Source organism: Bacillus siamensis (assembly GCF_051628075.1).
Classification (GTDB): Bacteria; Bacillota; Bacilli; order Bacillales; family Bacillaceae; genus Bacillus; species Bacillus siamensis.
This window is the reverse complement of the sequence record NZ_CP155579.1, coordinates 3819373-3835419: the sequence shown is the minus strand read 5'-3', so window position 1 is coordinate 3835419 and position 16047 is coordinate 3819373. Positions and strand designations below refer to the sequence as shown.

Annotated in this window: 14 protein-coding genes and 4 tRNA genes; 17 read left to right on the top strand and 1 reads right to left on the bottom strand. The window is 46.4% G+C overall.

The annotated features are described in order from the left end of the window. Positions 1-44 precede the first annotated feature (44 nt). The 15 genes from dnaB to ABDB98_RS18945 all read left to right on the top strand — a co-directional run bounded on the left by dnaB (position 45) and on the right by ABDB98_RS18945 (position 13305). Positions 45-1409, top strand: a complete 1365-nt coding sequence (gene dnaB / locus ABDB98_RS19015) for a replicative DNA helicase (protein ID WP_016937368.1) — start codon at positions 45-47, stop codon at positions 1407-1409. A 117-nt stretch (positions 1410-1526) separates the two neighbouring features. After that, entirely contained in the window at positions 1527-1940 is a 414-nt protein-coding gene (locus tag ABDB98_RS19010; protein WP_060963837.1) for a VOC family protein, read from the top strand. Positions 1941-2178: 238 nt separating this feature from the next. Further along, positions 2179-3471 (top strand): adenylosuccinate synthase, encoded by a 1293-nt coding sequence (locus ABDB98_RS19005; protein WP_016937370.1) that lies wholly within the window; start codon positions 2179-2181, stop codon positions 3469-3471. Between the two features lie 202 nt (positions 3472-3673). Further along, positions 3674-3749, top strand: a tRNA-Lys gene (locus tag ABDB98_RS19000). 8 nt (positions 3750-3757) lie between these two features. Then, positions 3758-3829, top strand: a tRNA-Glu gene (locus tag ABDB98_RS18995). Between the two features lie 84 nt (positions 3830-3913). Continuing rightward, positions 3914-3990 (top strand) — tRNA-Asp (locus ABDB98_RS18990). Positions 3991-4026: 36 nt separating this feature from the next. After that, positions 4027-4099, top strand: a tRNA-Phe gene (locus tag ABDB98_RS18985). Between the two features lie 336 nt (positions 4100-4435). Further along, positions 4436-5143, top strand: a complete 708-nt coding sequence (gene walR / locus ABDB98_RS18980; protein WP_004393104.1) for a cell wall metabolism DNA-binding response regulator WalR — start codon at positions 4436-4438, stop codon at positions 5141-5143. Positions 5144-5149: 6 nt separating this feature from the next. Further along, positions 5150-6985, top strand: a complete 1836-nt coding sequence (walK, locus tag ABDB98_RS18975) for a cell wall metabolism sensor histidine kinase WalK (RefSeq protein ID WP_016937371.1) — start codon at positions 5150-5152, stop codon at positions 6983-6985. Then, on the top strand, positions 6975-8333 hold the full coding sequence (gene yycH / locus ABDB98_RS18970; protein ID WP_438421000.1) for a two-component system activity regulator YycH: 1359 nt from the start codon (positions 6975-6977) through the stop codon (positions 8331-8333). Before walK ends, yycH begins: the two co-directional genes overlap by 11 nt. Further along, entirely contained in the window at positions 8320-9159 is an 840-nt protein-coding gene (locus tag ABDB98_RS18965) for a two-component system regulatory protein YycI (protein ID WP_016937373.1), read from the top strand. Before yycH ends, ABDB98_RS18965 begins: the two co-directional genes overlap by 14 nt. 14 nt (positions 9160-9173) lie before the next feature. Continuing rightward, positions 9174-9968, top strand: a complete 795-nt coding sequence (locus ABDB98_RS18960; protein ID WP_016937374.1) for an MBL fold metallo-hydrolase — start codon at positions 9174-9176, stop codon at positions 9966-9968. An 86-nt stretch (positions 9969-10054) separates the two neighbouring features. Next, complete coding sequence (locus ABDB98_RS18955; RefSeq protein WP_438420999.1) at positions 10055-11251, top strand: S1C family serine protease; 1197 nt, start codon at positions 10055-10057, stop codon at positions 11249-11251. Between the two features lie 450 nt (positions 11252-11701). Beyond that, the gene (locus ABDB98_RS18950) at positions 11702-11884 is read left to right on the top strand and encodes a hypothetical protein (protein WP_438420998.1); all 183 of its coding nucleotides are present in this window, start codon (positions 11702-11704) and stop codon (positions 11882-11884) included. After that, positions 11881-13305 carry a sensor histidine kinase gene (locus tag ABDB98_RS18945; protein WP_438420997.1) on the top strand — a complete coding sequence of 475 codons (1425 nt, stop codon included), beginning with the start codon at positions 11881-11883 and terminating at the stop codon, positions 13303-13305. Before ABDB98_RS18950 ends, ABDB98_RS18945 begins: the two co-directional genes overlap by 4 nt. A gap of 159 nt (positions 13306-13464) precedes the next feature. On the opposite strand, the gene ABDB98_RS18940 is transcribed toward ABDB98_RS18945, so the two are convergent. Then, positions 13465-14880 carry a sigma-54 interaction domain-containing protein gene (locus tag ABDB98_RS18940; RefSeq protein WP_438420996.1) on the bottom strand — a complete coding sequence of 472 codons (1416 nt, stop codon included), beginning with the start codon at positions 14878-14880 and terminating at the stop codon, positions 13465-13467. A 175-nt stretch (positions 14881-15055) separates the two neighbouring features. Between ABDB98_RS18940 and ABDB98_RS18935 the strand changes: the two genes are divergently transcribed. Continuing rightward, on the top strand, positions 15056-15343 hold the full coding sequence (locus ABDB98_RS18935; protein ID WP_047477365.1) for an autorepressor SdpR family transcription factor: 288 nt from the start codon (positions 15056-15058) through the stop codon (positions 15341-15343). Beyond that, positions 15340-15975: an SdpI family protein gene (locus tag ABDB98_RS18930; protein ID WP_438420995.1), complete on the top strand. Its 636-nt coding sequence runs from the start codon at positions 15340-15342 to the stop codon at positions 15973-15975. Before ABDB98_RS18935 ends, ABDB98_RS18930 begins: the two co-directional genes overlap by 4 nt. The last annotated feature ends 72 nt before the right edge of the window (positions 15976-16047 follow it).

Here is a 16047-nt window from a genome sequence, read left to right as displayed (position 1 = left end):
AAAATGGAGTTTGGATATTTTTTAAGGAGAGGACGGTGCTTAGCATGACAGACCTTCTGAATGATCGGCTGCCGCCGCAAAACATAGAAGCTGAGCAGGCCGTGTTAGGTGCTGTTTTTTTACAGCCGTCTGCGTTGACACTGGCTTCTGAAGTGTTGATTCCGGATGATTTCTACAGAATGTCACATCAAAAAATTTACAATGCCATGCTCGTGCTCGGAGACCGCGGCGAACCGGTTGATTTGATCACGGTAACGTCAGAGCTTGCGAATACCGATTTGTTAGAAGAGGTGGGAGGCGTTTCTTACCTGACGGATATCGCGAATTCCGTTCCGACAGCGGCTAATATAGAATATTACGCGAAAATCGTTGAGGAAAAATCAATTCTCCGCCGTTTAATCAGAACGGCGACCTCGATCGCCCAGGACGGGTATACGCGCGAGGATGAAGTTGAAGATTTATTAAGCGATGCGGAAAAAACGATTATGGAGGTTGCGCAGCGAAAAAACTCGGGCGCCTTCCAAAATATTAAAGATGTGCTTGTGCAAACATATGACAATATTGAGCAGCTTCACAACCGGAAAGGCGATATTACCGGGATTCCGACCGGCTTTATTGAGCTTGACCGGATGACGGCGGGTTTTCAGCGAAATGATCTGATCATTGTCGCAGCCCGTCCGTCCGTGGGGAAAACGGCGTTCGCCTTAAATATTGCGCAAAACGTGGCCACCAAAACGGATGAGAGCGTCGCGATATTCAGTCTTGAGATGGGAGCCGAGCAGCTTGTCATGCGTATGCTCTGCGCCGAAGGGAATATTAACGCCCAAAATCTCAGAACGGGAAATCTGACGGAAGAAGATTGGGGCAAGCTGACGATGGCGATGGGAAGCCTGTCAAACAGCGGTATCTTTATAGATGACACCCCAGGCATCCGCGTCAGCGAAATCCGTTCAAAATGCCGCCGGCTGAAGCAGGAAAACGGATTGGGCATGATTTTAATTGACTACTTGCAGCTCATTCAGGGAAGCGGCCGTTCAAGCGACAACCGCCAGCAAGAGGTATCGGAAATTTCACGGGCGCTAAAATCGCTGGCACGGGAGCTTGAAGTTCCGGTCATCGCCCTGTCTCAGCTCTCCCGGGGTGTTGAGCAGCGGCAGGATAAACGTCCGATGATGTCAGATATCCGTGAGTCAGGAAGTATTGAGCAGGATGCCGACATCGTCGCCTTCCTGTATCGTGATGATTACTATGATAAAGAATCCGAAAACAAAAACATCATCGAAATCATTATCGCCAAACAGCGTAACGGCCCGGTGGGCACCGTCTCACTGGCTTTTGTGAAGGAATACAATAAGTTCGTAAACCTGGAAAGACGCTTTGATGACGGCGGTGTTCCGGCAGGTGCGTAAAGCCTCAAGCAATGTCTTGAGGCTTTTTTTCATCCGAAAGAATGAGAGGATGCCGTCCGTTCGGCAGTCGATAAAAAGAAAGCGCTTTTATATAATGGCATCAAGGGAGGAATGATGATGACAATTGCATTTCCGCAATTCCAAGCGGCGCAAATCCGGATTGCCCGGCCGACCGGACAGCTTAAAGAAATCATCAGGTTTTATGAAGAGGGCCTCGGACTGAAGAGGGTCGGCAGCTTTTCCGGACATAGAGGCTACAGCGGCGTCATGTTCGGCCTGCCCCATACGCAATATCATTTAGAATTTACCGAAGAAACGGGCGCGTCTCATCCGGCGCCCGTTCCGCACGGCGACAGCCTGCTTGTCTTTTACATCCCGGATTCTCAGGAGGTCATTCGCATCAGCACGAGGTTAAAGCAGATGGGATATGAAGAAAAAGAACCCGAAAACCCGTACTGGGAAGAAAAAGGCGTGACCATCGAAGATCCTGACGGCTGGCGGATCGTTTTGATGAATACAAACGGCATATAAATGACTGTCTGGAGAACCCGGGCTACGGGTTCTTTTTCGTGTTAAAGTATGAAAGTTTCAGGAGTAATAGATAACAAACGAAAGAGAAAACGCTTTTAAACAGAGTTAAGGCGAACAAATATAGAATGATAAGATTTTAATGTTCGGATTTACGATTGACTTTCTGTTTCGGCACTGATACACTTAATTTGTTTGAATGAGATATCGTTTTGAAAGGTTAACGGAGGTGCACGGATATATGTCTTCAGTAGTCGTAGTAGGTACGCAGTGGGGCGATGAAGGAAAAGGTAAAATTACAGATTTCCTATCAGAAAATGCAGAAGTGATCGCACGTTATCAAGGCGGAAACAATGCAGGACATACCATCAAGTTTGATGGCGTCACGTACAAGCTTCATTTAATCCCATCAGGAATTTTTTATAAAGAAAAAGCGTGTGTCATCGGGAACGGAATGGTTGTTGATCCGAAAGCGCTCGTAACGGAGCTTGCGTATCTTCATGAACGCAATGTGAGCACGGATAACTTGAGAATCAGCAACAGAGCCCACGTGATTCTTCCGTATCATCTGAAACTGGATGAAGTAGAGGAAGAACGCAAAGGGGCCAATAAGATCGGCACAACGAAAAAAGGCATCGGACCTGCTTATATGGACAAAGCGGCGCGTATCGGCATTCGGATCGCAGACCTGCTAGATCGCGACGTGTTTGCAGAAAAGCTTGAGCGGAACCTTGAAGAGAAAAACCGTCTTCTTGAAAAAATGTATGAAACGGACGGCTTCAAAATTGAAGATATTCTGGATGAGTATTATGAATACGGCCAGCAGATTAAAAAGTATGTATGCGATACATCCGTCGTCTTAAATGACGCGCTGGATGAAGGCCGCCGCGTCTTATTTGAAGGCGCTCAAGGGGTTATGCTTGATATCGACCAAGGGACATACCCATTTGTCACTTCATCCAACCCGGTCGCCGGAGGGGTGACGATCGGTTCAGGCGTTGGCCCGACAAAAATCCAGCACGTCGTCGGTGTATCGAAAGCGTACACAACCCGTGTCGGTGACGGTCCTTTCCCGACTGAGCTGAAAGACGAAATCGGAGATCAAATCCGTGAAGTCGGACGCGAATACGGCACAACGACAGGACGCCCTCGCCGTGTCGGCTGGTTTGACAGCGTTGTTGTCCGCCACGCCCGCCGCGTCAGCGGAATCACAGATCTTTCTTTGAACTCAATTGATGTGCTGACTGGCATTGAAACGCTGAAGATCTGTGTCGCTTACCGCTACAAAGGTGAAGTGATTGAAGAATTCCCGGCAAGCCTGAAAGCCCTCGCTGAGTGTGAACCGGTATATGAAGAAATGCCTGGCTGGACGGAAGATATTACAGGCGCAAAAACGTTAAGCGACCTTCCTGAAAACGCGCGCCATTATCTGGAACGCGTGTCTCAGCTGACAGGTATTCCGCTTTCTATTTTCTCTGTCGGTCCTGACCGTTCACAAACGAACGTCATCCGCAGTGTATACCGTGCGAACTAAGGATTTACAGCAGACAAGCCTCCGTGACCGGAGGCTTGTTTTCTTATGTAGGAAAAAAATAATAGATTTTTTTCAAAAAAGTAGTTGCCACTTTCGAATGTTCTATGATATTATAAATCTCGTTGTTACGGAACAGCTTCAATAGAGTACTGCAAGAAAGCTTTTGTCTGAATGCTCTATGATACATAATCCGACACATCAAGAGCCATTAGCTCAGTTGGTAGAGCATCTGACTTTTAATCAGAGGGTCGAAGGTTCGAGTCCTTCATGGCTCACCACTTTTTATGGCCCGTTGGTCAAGCGGTTAAGACACCGCCCTTTCACGGCGGTAACACGGGTTCGAATCCCGTACGGGTCATTGATTTACTTTAGCGTTATTGCTAACTCCTTATTTGTCCTGGGAGGACCGCCACGATACGGTTCCCCGGACAAATTACTGTAAGGTCCGGTAGTTCAGTTGGTTAGAATGCCTGCCTGTCACGCAGGAGGTCGCGGGTTCGAGTCCCGTCCGGACCGCCATTTTACTTTACTTTATAGTATAGAAAAGAAACATCTGGCTCGGTAGCTCAGTTGGTAGAGCAACGGACTGAAAATCCGTGTGTCGGCGGTTCGATTCCGTCCCGAGCCACTTACCCAAACGCATCTGCAATAGTAGGTGCGTTTTTTCTTTGTGATAAAAAAAGGGAGAGCCGGCTTTTCAGCCGGCCCAGAAGAAGACGTCAAACAATAGACGGCGTTTTTTTTCGTGAGGTTTCAAAAAAATATTATTTTTTAAAAGAAAATAAAAAACATGACAAAAGGATGGCAGTTCAATACGTTTTTGCGCTGTTCTCTTTAATTTTTTTATCTTTTGACCTGAAACCGTTATAATAGACAGGGAACGTTTTTCACGATCCGAATTGTGATCATCATGAAACATCAATAGATGAAATGAAGTCATTCTGGCAGGAGGAAAATCAAGATGATGGATAAGAAAATCCTTGTAGTCGATGATGAAAAACCGATTGCAGATATATTAGAGTTTAATTTAAGAAAAGAAGGCTATGACGTGCACTGTGCGTACGACGGAAACGAAGCCGTGGAAATGGTGGAGGAGCTTCAGCCTGATTTAATTCTATTAGATATTATGCTTCCGAATAAAGACGGAGTTGAAGTGTGCCGGGAAGTCCGGAAAAAATATGATATGCCGATTATTATGCTGACGGCAAAAGACTCGGAGATTGACAAGGTCATCGGACTTGAAATCGGAGCGGATGACTATGTCACTAAGCCTTTCAGCACGCGTGAACTTCTGGCCCGCGTCAAAGCAAACCTGCGACGCCAGCTTACGGTTGCGCCGGCTGAGGAAGAATCAGCTTCTAATGACATTCATATCGGTTCTCTCGTCATCTTCCCTGACGCTTATGTCGTATCAAAAAGAGAAGAAACGATCGAGCTGACCCATCGTGAATTTGAATTGCTGCATTACTTAGCCAAACACATCGGGCAGGTCATGACGCGTGAGCATCTGCTGCAGACTGTGTGGGGCTATGACTATTTCGGTGACGTGAGAACGGTGGATGTAACAGTTCGCCGCCTTCGCGAGAAAATCGAGGATAATCCGAGCCATCCGAACTGGATCGTCACAAGACGGGGTGTCGGTTATTACTTGAGAAACCCTGAACAGGACTAACCGGCGATGAATAAGGTTGGTTTTTTTCGGTCGATTCAATTTAAGATCACGCTGATCTATGTGCTTCTTATTATCATTGCCATGCAGATTATCGGCGTGTACTTTGTGAAACAGGTGGAGAATTCTCTTCTCAAGTCCTATGAATTATCGTTAAATCAGCGGATTGACAACCTTTCCTATTATATTGAGCAGGAATATAAAGGGGACAATGACGGCACCGTCATTAAGGATGACGTCAAGCGTATTTTGAATGATTTTACGAAAAACAATGAAATACGGGAAATTACCTTTGTTGATAAAAGCTATGAGGTCGTCGGTTCTTCGAGGCCTTATGGCGAGGAAATAGCGGGGAAACAGACGACAGACCCGATTTTCAAACGGATTTTCTCTACAAAACAGGCCTATTCAAAAAAATATTATGATCCTAAAAGCAAAAACAGAGTGCTGATTTCGGCAAAACCGGTCATTACAGAGAATCAGGAAGTTGTCGGCGCGATTTATGTCGTGGCCAGTATGGAAGATACCTTTAACCAAATGAAAACCGTAAACTCGATTCTTGCTTCAGGAACAGGCTTAGCCCTCGTTCTGACGGCTCTTCTCGGTATATTTCTCGCCCGGACCATTACCCATCCGCTGTCGGATATGCGTAAGCAGGCGATGGAACTGGCAAAAGGGAATTTCTCCAGAAAGGTTCGAAAATACGGGCATGATGAAATCGGTCAGCTCGCAACGACCTTCAACCACCTGACGAAAGAGCTTGAAGATGCCCAAGCCATGACGGAAGGGGAGAGAAGAAAGCTTTCTTCCGTTATCGCGTATATGACGGACGGCGTCATCGCCACGAATCGCAACGGGGCTATTATTCTGTTAAACAGCCCTGCGCTTGAGCTGCTGAATGTTTCACGTGAAACGGCTTTAGAGATGCCGATTACGTCTTTATTGGGCATAAAAGAGAACTTTACATTTGAGGATTTAGTAGAACAGCAGGATTCCATGCTGCTGGAGATCGAACGTGACGATGAAACGACTGTGCTGCGGGTCAATTTTTCCGTTATTCAGAGAGAGCACGGAAAAATTGATGGTTTAATCGCGGTTCTTTATGATGTCACCGAGCAGGAAAAACTCGATCGCGAGCGCAGAGAATTCGTTGCGAATGTGTCCCATGAACTTCGGACGCCGCTGACGACAATGCGAAGCTATTTAGAGGCGCTTGCAGAAGGCGCGTGGGAAAACAAAGAGATCGCTCCGCGTTTCTTAATGGTGACCCAAAATGAAACTGAGCGCATGATCAGATTGGTGAATGATCTGCTTCAGCTTTCTAAGTTCGACAGCAAGGATTATCAGTTTAATCGAGAGTGGATTCATATGATCCGCTTTATGTCTCTGATTATTGACCGTTTTGAAATGACGAAAGAACAGCATGTCGAATTTATCCGCGAGCTGCCGGACAGAAATCTGTACGTGGAGATTGATCAGGATAAAGTGACACAGGTTCTCGATAATATCATTTCTAACGCATTGAAATACTCACCGGAAGGCGGACATGTCACCTTCTCAGTTGATGTGAATGAGAAAGAAGAGCTGCTCTACATCAGCGTAAAAGATGAAGGGATCGGCATTCCGAAAAAAGATGTGGAAAAAGTATTTGACCGTTTCTACAGGGTGGATAAGGCGCGCACGAGAAAGCTAGGCGGCACCGGACTCGGCCTTGCGATTGCAAAAGAGATGGTTCAGGCGCACGGCGGGGACATTTGGGCCGACAGTGTAGAAGGCAAAGGCACGAAGATTACATTTACTCTTCCATATAAAGAAGAGCAAGAGGATGATTGGGATGAGGCGTGAAAATATAAAAACAGTCATACTGTCGGTGCTAGTCGTCATTAGTCTTGTTTTAACATGGGGAATTTGGACATTCCAGCCCAATTTCTCAGAAGGCACGGCCTCAACCAAATCGACTGTCCGTGAAAAGCATAAAATTGATAAAACGAGCCAAAAAATGTCGCAAACGGTAAAACCCCGGGATATGTTCATTCATACAAACGGCTCTCATTATAAAGTGGCTGATGAAACGCTCTTTAATGACCTGTGGGCGGATTTGCCGCAATGGGAAGTAAAAGGGATGAAGGATATTTCTGATCAATACGACAAACTCGGTTTTAAAAATTGGCTTTACGGCAGAAATGGGAATTCGGCAAAGCTTGATCTGCAATTCAATGACACCATTCCGATTGATTTCTTCCAAACGATGTTTAAATGGTCGAATCAGTCAATGGAATACAGCTCATTTGACCATATTGTCATTCCGTTTAATGAGAATAAGCCGAATAAGAAGATTTACATGGTCTCTTACAGCAAACAGCTGATTCTGGAAGTGACTGTCGAATCGGCAAATTACCGCAATCTGATGAACGAGCTGTACAGCAAAAAATCGAGTATGCCGTTATACCACCTCTATTCGGTCGGAAAAAGCAAAGAATTTCTCATGCCGAATGCGCGGTTTAATATGAAGGAAAAAGAATTTATCACTGAAACCATTAAGACGAACCTGTTTAAGCAGACACTCTTTAATGATCCGAGCACGGTCAGAGAGGACCCGAATTACAATCGGAACGTGCTGACTGACGGAATCAGCCGTCTGGAAATCAATTCGACGCAGCGGCAGATTCAGTTCCAGCACCGGAACCTGGCGCAAAGCGCTTCTTACCAAACGGGAGAGCTGATTAAGAAAAGCTATAAATATTTAGAGGATACGGGGAGCTGGACGGATCATTATCAATTTTTCAATGTGAGTGATAACCAGCAGCTGAGTTTCTACATGTTTAAAGATCAAATGCCTGTCATCAACAGCACGTCTAAGCCTTTCGGATCCGGGCCTGTTATAACCCTGCAATGGGCCAATGACGAGGTTCTCAGCTACAAGCGGCCGAACTATGTTCTCGGGCCGAATCCGATTAAAACAAAAGACGTAAAAATGATGAGCGGCAATGAGATTGTGTCTCTGCTGGAGCAGCAGGATAAATACGATGTGAACAAAATCGACCAGATCTTCCTGTCCTATCAAATGGTATCTTCGTCAACGAATGATCTTGTTGAGCTGGAACCCGTCTGGAGTATGAAAATCAACGGGAAGATCGTTCCGATTACGAAAGATCTGCTGGGGAAGGAGGAGGCCGATAATGGAGTGGAATAAGACAAAAACGATCTTCATCATTGCCTTCCTCATCCTCGATATTTTTCTTGGCTATCAGTTTTTTGAAAAACGCTCAAGCAGTGAATACGAAGTGATTAAAAATTCAAATGTGGAAAAAGACATGGAGATGGATCATATCACATTCGGCAACCTGTCCTCTGATTCCGCGACGGGCTACCGGCTGACGGCGGGCCAAAAGGTATTCACCGCGGAAGATATTGATGCCTTGAAGGATCAAAAGCCTTTAATGGAGATGCCGGCGGATGATCACAAGGTCACGACGCTGAAAATGAAATTTACCGATCCGGTCGGTTTATCGAAGCAAAAACCGCAGGATGATGCGGAATCGCTCGTGAGCTCTAAAATAACCGGCGGTGAAAAATATAAACTGTGGAAAGTCGACAAGGATCAAAAACAGATCATTTTTTACCAGACGTATGACGGACAGTTTATTTATCAGGATTTTGACTCGTCCACGGATGCGATCGGACAGGTGATTCTGCATCTGAACGATAAAAACGAGGTCGTGTCTTACGAGCAGACCATGCTGGAGTCATTCAAGCGAATCCAGACGGAAAGCCTGATTCCAGAGCTGGATGCGGTCGAATTATTGTATTCTCAAAATTACTTAAAAGCGAATTGCGCCGTCAAAAGCGTCAAATTTGGCTATATTGCCCAATACCCGCTGACAAGTACGCAGGTGCTGGCGCCGGTATGGAGAATTACAATTGAAGATAAGTCAAAAGGGACGAAGAAAAAAACACAGCAAACGTACACTGTGAATGCTTTGGAAAGCACAGTCATTGATAACAATCAAAATAAATAATGGAGTGAGAACAAATGAGCTTGCAATTTAGCGTTCTTGCGAGCGGGAGTACCGGAAACGCGTTTTATCTGGAGACAGAGGAGCACTCTTTTCTGGTGGATGCCGGCCTGAGCGGTAAAGCGATGGACGGGCTGATGGAGAGAATCGGCCGCAAGATAGACGACGTGGACGGCATCTTTGTCACTCATGAGCACAGCGACCATATTAAAGGGCTCGGCGTCATTGCGAGAAAGTACGGTCTTCCCGTCTACGCCAATGAAAAGACGTGGAAAGCGATGGAGAATCAGATCGGCAAGCTGGATACCGGACAAAAGTTTTTGTTCCCGATGGAAAGCGTGAAATCTTTCGGCGGGCTTGATGTTGAGTCATTCGGCGTCTCTCATGACGCGGCCGAGCCGATGTTTTATGTTTTCCATTACCAAGGCAGAAAGCTCGCGCTGATGACGGACACCGGATATGTGAGCGACAGAATGAAAGGCATTATCCGTTCGGCCAATGTATTTGTGTTTGAAAGCAACCATGACGTCGGCATGCTGCAAATGGGCAGATACCCTTGGAGTATTAAGCGTCGGATTTTAAGCGATGTCGGCCACGTCTCAAATGAAGACGCGGCGCTCGCCATGACCGATGTCATCGGCGACGGCACATCACGCATTTATTTGGCGCATCTGAGCCAAGACAACAATATGAAGGAACTGGCGAGAATGTCCGTGCAGCAGACATTGGCTGCGAAAGGATTTGTCGCGGGGGAAACGTTTCAATTATTTGATACCGATCCGAAAATCCCGACGCCGCTGTGCGCCGTGTAATTTTTCCAAATGAATCATGATTATTAATCCGCGATATAACCCACACTATAAGCAAATTGAGTTCTCTTGAAAGGATTTGAGATAGGGTGGATTATAATCGCGATGATGAACAGTACGCCTCCGAACAGCCCCGCCGCAGCAAGAGAGGATACTTTCTTTCTAGTCTGATCGGCGTCATCGTCGGGGCCGCGCTCATGGCTTTACTGCTGCCGTACTGGACAGGCGGAGACCATGGTGAAAGCAGCAAAGGCGCCAATCAGCGCATCGGCAGCGAACAAGTGAAAACAGTCAACGTAAATGTCAACGATGCTGTCACGAATATGGTCAGCCGTGTATCGGATTCGGTAGTCGGCGTTCTCAATATCCAAAAGACCGATATTTGGGGAGAGGGCGGCGAAGCGGGAAGCGGGTCCGGTGTCATTTACAAAAAGAACGGAAACACTTCTTATATCGTAACCAATCACCATGTCATTGAAGGTGCGACTGAGATTGAGATCAGTCTTAAAGATGACTCGCGCGTGCCTGCCGAACTGATCGGGAGCGACCGTCTGATGGATCTGGCCGTGCTGAAGGTGAAGTCTGATAAAATCAAATCGGCCGCCCAGTTCGGCAATTCCGATCAAGTCAAAGTCGGAGAACCGGTCGTGGCGATCGGAAATCCGCTCGGGCTTGAATTTGCAGGCTCAGTGACGCAGGGAATCATTTCCGGCAAGGAAAGGGCGGTGCCCGTTGACTCAAACGGCGACGGACAGCCAGACTGGAATGCGGAGGTGCTGCAGACCGACGCCGCGATTAATCCCGGCAACAGCGGCGGCGCTTTGATGGATATATCGGGTAAGGTGGTCGGCATCAATTCAATGAAGATCGCCGAATCCGCCGTTGAAGGGATCGGCCTGTCCATCCCTTCAAAGCTTGTCATTCCCGTTATTCAGGATTTAGAAAAATACGGAGAAGTCAGACGGCCTTTCCTCGGTATCGAGATGAAATCTTTAACGGATATTGCGAGCTACCATTGGAGCCAGACGCTGAAACTCCCGAAAGGTGTTAAAACCGGGGCGGTCATTATGGGTGTCGACGCGTTTTCACCGGCCGGCAAAGCAGGGCTGAAAAAGCTTGACGTGATCACCGATTTCGACGGTCATAAGGTCAATGACATTGTGGACCTTCGTGAACGTCTGTACCGCAAAAAGATCGGCGACCGTGTGAACATCACGTTCTACCGTTCAGGAAAGAAAAAAACAGCGGAAGTCAAACTGACAGAAGCGGATCGATTACAGAAATAAAAAAGCAGTCCGGAAAAAAACCGGGCTGTTTTTTATTGGTTTATTTGTTAATATGATGAAGAAAAGGGGGTGAAACACATGAGAACGGCTGATGTGATCATCGTATTGAACGAAATCGAGGGTGAATGCGAAGGAAGAATTATTTTAGAATGCAGAATATAAGAAAATGAAACATGTCATATCAAACGTCCTTTTTCAGGGCGCTTTTTTTATGCCGTTTTTTACTGAAGGCGGGCCGCAACACGCTCAGTTGAAAATAGGCAGAAACAGACTGATGCTGCAAAATTGAAGCGGCAGGTGAAATTATTGTTATGTGCAGACTGCACCGTTTTCGGCATTGACTTTAACCAATTCAGCTTAGATTCCGTTTTGTTTCACATAAAAGCGAATAATAGAAGAGGAAGCGAAAAAAATAAACACAGGCTGATACATCTAAGGAGAGACTGCATCATGAATAAGTTGAAAGGCATCCGGCTGCTGAGTGCAGACGGCGGGTCTGCACTCATTGATTTGATAACGATGGGACTTCACCACGGAACGGTTCTCGGAGCATATATCCGCTCTTTACGCGAAAAGCTGAGGGACAAAGAGCACAAGGTGCGGGGCGCCGGATGCAGGGCGGACCTGAGATGAAGCGGAGAAAGCTGTACAGAACCCTGCGATTCCAGCTCCTGTTCAGGTCACTGGCGATTTTGGCCCTGCTGTTATGCTTCATCGGCGGCACTCAGTACATATTTATGGCACGGACGATGTATGAAAATCAGGCGATCAGCATCCAGAGCTATATCCATTCAATGAATCAAAGTGTATGGAGGTCAATCAAAACCCCTGCCCGTTCCGAAACACCGGCTCACTCGAATTTGATTTACCCCGGGATGACGGCTGCTTTTATCAATCCATCATACAAGATGGCTGTTTTATCAGAAGACCCGCAAGCGGGAGCCGCCCCATCTTTTCCGAAAAACGTGTATCGGGATGCGCTCACAGACCCCATGGCGCTTCACTATCAGGTGGCTCACAATAAAGCGGGTAAGGAAATCATCGCCGTGTTTCAGGCGATTTCCGTTGACGGAAGACAGGGGGGAGTTGTGCAAATGAGTACGCTGACACAGCCTCTGAATGATTCGCTTTTCCGCCAGATCGGCATTTTTGCGGTGCTTTCCTTTGCGGCTCTCGTCATCGGACTGTTTGTTTTCTTACCGATGATCCGGCTCACACTCAAGCCATTATCGCGCATTAGGTGTATGCTGGGTGACATCAATGCCGCCAGTCTCGATAAACGGCTGCCGATTGATAAAAGGCAGGCAGAAATGGAGTCGCTGGGCATATCCATCAATCAGATGCTGGGACGGATTGAAACCGCGTTTCAGGCGGAAAAAGAAGCGAAGGAGCGCATTCGGCAGTTTGTATCAGACGCGACACATGAGCTGAGAGCACCGCTTACCTCCATTCACGGCTTTATTGAAAATTTAATGCGCGGAGCGGCGGAGAAGCCGGAGCAGAAAGAAAAAGCGCTTCAAAGCCTGTACGCGGAATCCGCCAGAGCGAATAAGCTGATAGAGGACCTTCTGTTTCTAGCGAAAATGGACCGGGAGCCGAGCTTTGAAATGAAAAAAGGCGCGCTGGGAGACGTCATTTTGGAAATGGAGGCTCAGCTGAGGCTGCTGGCGGGAAACCGGAAGCTCGAGTTTTTTGTCGATCAAAAGATTGAAGCCGTTTTTGACAAAGACAAAATGAAGCAGGTCATTCTTAATCTTTTTTACAATGCGGTGCAGCATACGGATGAAGAAACGGGCGTCATCACCGTCTCCCTGCAGAAAGACGGCGGAATCATGCTCATGATGGCGGACAACGGAGCGGGCGTCGCCCCGGAGCATGTGCCTCATTTGTTTGACCGGTTTTACAGGGCAGAAACCTCCCGAGCCCGTAAATACGGCGGCACCGGGCTGGGTCTTGCCATTACAAAAACCATTATCGACAGCCATAACGGAACAATTGAAGTGAAAAGCGAGCAGGGAAAAGGCTCCGTGTTCGTAATCCGGCTGCCGGGGTAAGCCTGCTGATTCAAAAAGATGCCGCTTATACAAGAATATTAGTAAAATTCACCCGGCATTGGAGTGAGCAAGAACTTTTGGTTTACCGGGGAGCGGCTCGCCAATCAGACATAACCTGATGAAAGGCTGAGGAGCATCTCAGGCTTTTTTCAGTTGAATTCATTTCATCCGGTCCAGACCGAATTTTTTCAGGCGGTATTGCAAGCTTTGTCTGCTGATTCCGAGCTCGTTTGCCGTTTTGGATATGTTATTGCCGTGTTTTCTCAGGATCTTTTCAATCATATATTTTTCGAAGTTCTCCATTTTATCTTTTAAATCGGTGCCGGGCTGGGTGCTTGCGGCGGCTTTGGCGTCCGTGTCAGCCGGTTTGATTTTCATGCGGTACTGATAAGGAAGGTGGGCCGCCGTAATCGTCGTTTCATCCGTCATAAAGTTCATGGCGCCTTCAATCATATGTTCAAGCTCGCGAATGTTGCCCGGCCAGTCATATTCCAGGAAGAATCGCTGCACATCGTCACTGATCGAATCGACATGCATTTGGAACAGGTGATTGTTTTTCTGGATAAAGACTTCGGCCAGAGGCAGAATGTCCTCTTTGCGCTCCCGGAGCGGCGGAATGATCAGCGTGACAACGCTTAATCGGTAGTATAAATCTTTGCGCAGCCGCTCTTCTGAAATGGCGGTGATCGGGTCTTCATTCATCGTGGCGATGATGCGGACGTCAATCGGTTTGTCCTGCGCTGATCCGATGCGCCTGATTTTCTTTTCCTGAAGGGCGCGGAGCAGTTTGGCCTGCAGGCTGAGATTGAGAGAATTGATCTCATCAAGGAGAAGGGTGCCTCCCTGCGCCTGCTCAAATAAGCCCGGCTGGTCGATGGCTCCGGTAAAGGCGCCTTTTTTCGTGCCGAATAAAATGCTTTCGACGAGACTGTCCGGCAGGGCGGCGCAGTTTTGTGATATAAACGGGGCCCCTGAGCGCTGGCTGCCGTTGTGAATGCTTTGGGCGAACAGTTCCTTGCCGGTTCCCGTCTCACCGGCCAAAAGCACGGACGATGACGTGCGGGTTGCCCGTTTCGCGTTTTCGATGACTTCCCGGATAACCGGGCTGTTGCCGAGAATGCTGTCAAACGTGTAGCTGTTTTGTTCTTTTCTGTGCATATTCTCCCTGATCAGCCGTTCGAGCTTGGTGACGTCTTTGGCGATTTCCACGGCGCCTTTGATCTCGCCGTTTTGCACAATCGGGAAGGTGTGGTTGATCGTCGTGATTTCCTGGCCTTTGTTATTGAAATAGCTTTGCTTTACATTTTTAATCGTTTTGCCTTCCTGAAGGGCCTGAACGAGTGTGCTGTCCTGCTGATTGGAAAACATAAATACATCAGTCAGGTTTTTATGCAGGACGTCCCGTTCATCCATATCTTCAATCTGCATCATTTTCTTATTGTAAATGACGGTGCTGCCCTTTTCGTCTACCACATGCAGCCCGACATCAATCTCTTCCAGAATGCTTTGTAACACGAGTGTGAAAAATTCGCTGGTTGTGTGCAGGTCAATTCCCCCTCCCAATCGTCTTAACATTCATTATTTTAAAATAAATTGATCAGGAAACGCAAAAAAATGTTGCACTTGGCTGATATTTTAATAATAAATGGTAATTAAGGTAATAAAACCATTGACTTTTTTAGGGAAATGTTTGATATTTAGATATATACTTAAATATCTAAATCATGCATGTATGAGAGGGGGAACGTTCTTGAATAAAGCATTTAAAGCACTAGCCGATCCTACAAGGAGAAGAATTTTGGATTTATTAAAAAAACAAGATATGACAGCTGGAGAAATTGCGGAACACTTCGAAATGTCAAAACCCAGTATTTCTCATCACCTTAACATATTGAAAAATACTGATCTGGTTCACGATGAGAGGAAAGGCCAATTTATTATGTATTCATTAAATACCACTGTATTACAGGATCTTATAGGCTGGTTCTTTTCTTTGGCTGATTCAGAACATGATAATAAGAAAGGCGGGGAATCATGAAAAAATATCTTTTTTCGGCAGGAATCATTGTTTTAACTGTTTTAACATGGGTTTTCACATATTCATCTTTACCGGACATTTTGGCGACACACTGGGGATTAAACGGAAGTGCAAATGGTTACCAAACGAAAGCTAATGCGATGATGATGCTTATTGGCATAATGATGATTCTATATATTTTAATGGTTATCATCCCTAAGATTGATCCTAAAAATAACTACAAAACATTTATTCGGCCATATATGGCTATATTTAATACAATGTTTGCGGTTCTGTTTGTCATTAATCTGATGACCATCTTGACCGGCCTGGGATATGATCTCCCTATATCTTATTTAGGAAACTTTATAGTGGGGGTCATTTTCATTGTGTTTGGAAACTTTATTCAGATCGTTAAGCCTAATTTCTTTTTGGGGATAAGAACGCCTTGGACGCTGAGCAGTGAAAGAGTTTGGAAGGATACACACAGGGTTAGTTCGAAAATTTTTGTCTTAGCGGGCATTATCATGATGCTTGCAGCTTTTTTGCCGCCAGTGTATAGAGTGTCAGTCATTTTCATTGCCGCAATCGGCTGTATCATATTATCTTTACTATATTCTTACATTGTCTATCAGAGACAATTGAGTAAATAACTGCTGAATGGGAGCAATCTAATTGGATTGCTCCTATTTTGTCAGCGGAAACGCAAAAAAATTTTGCGCTTG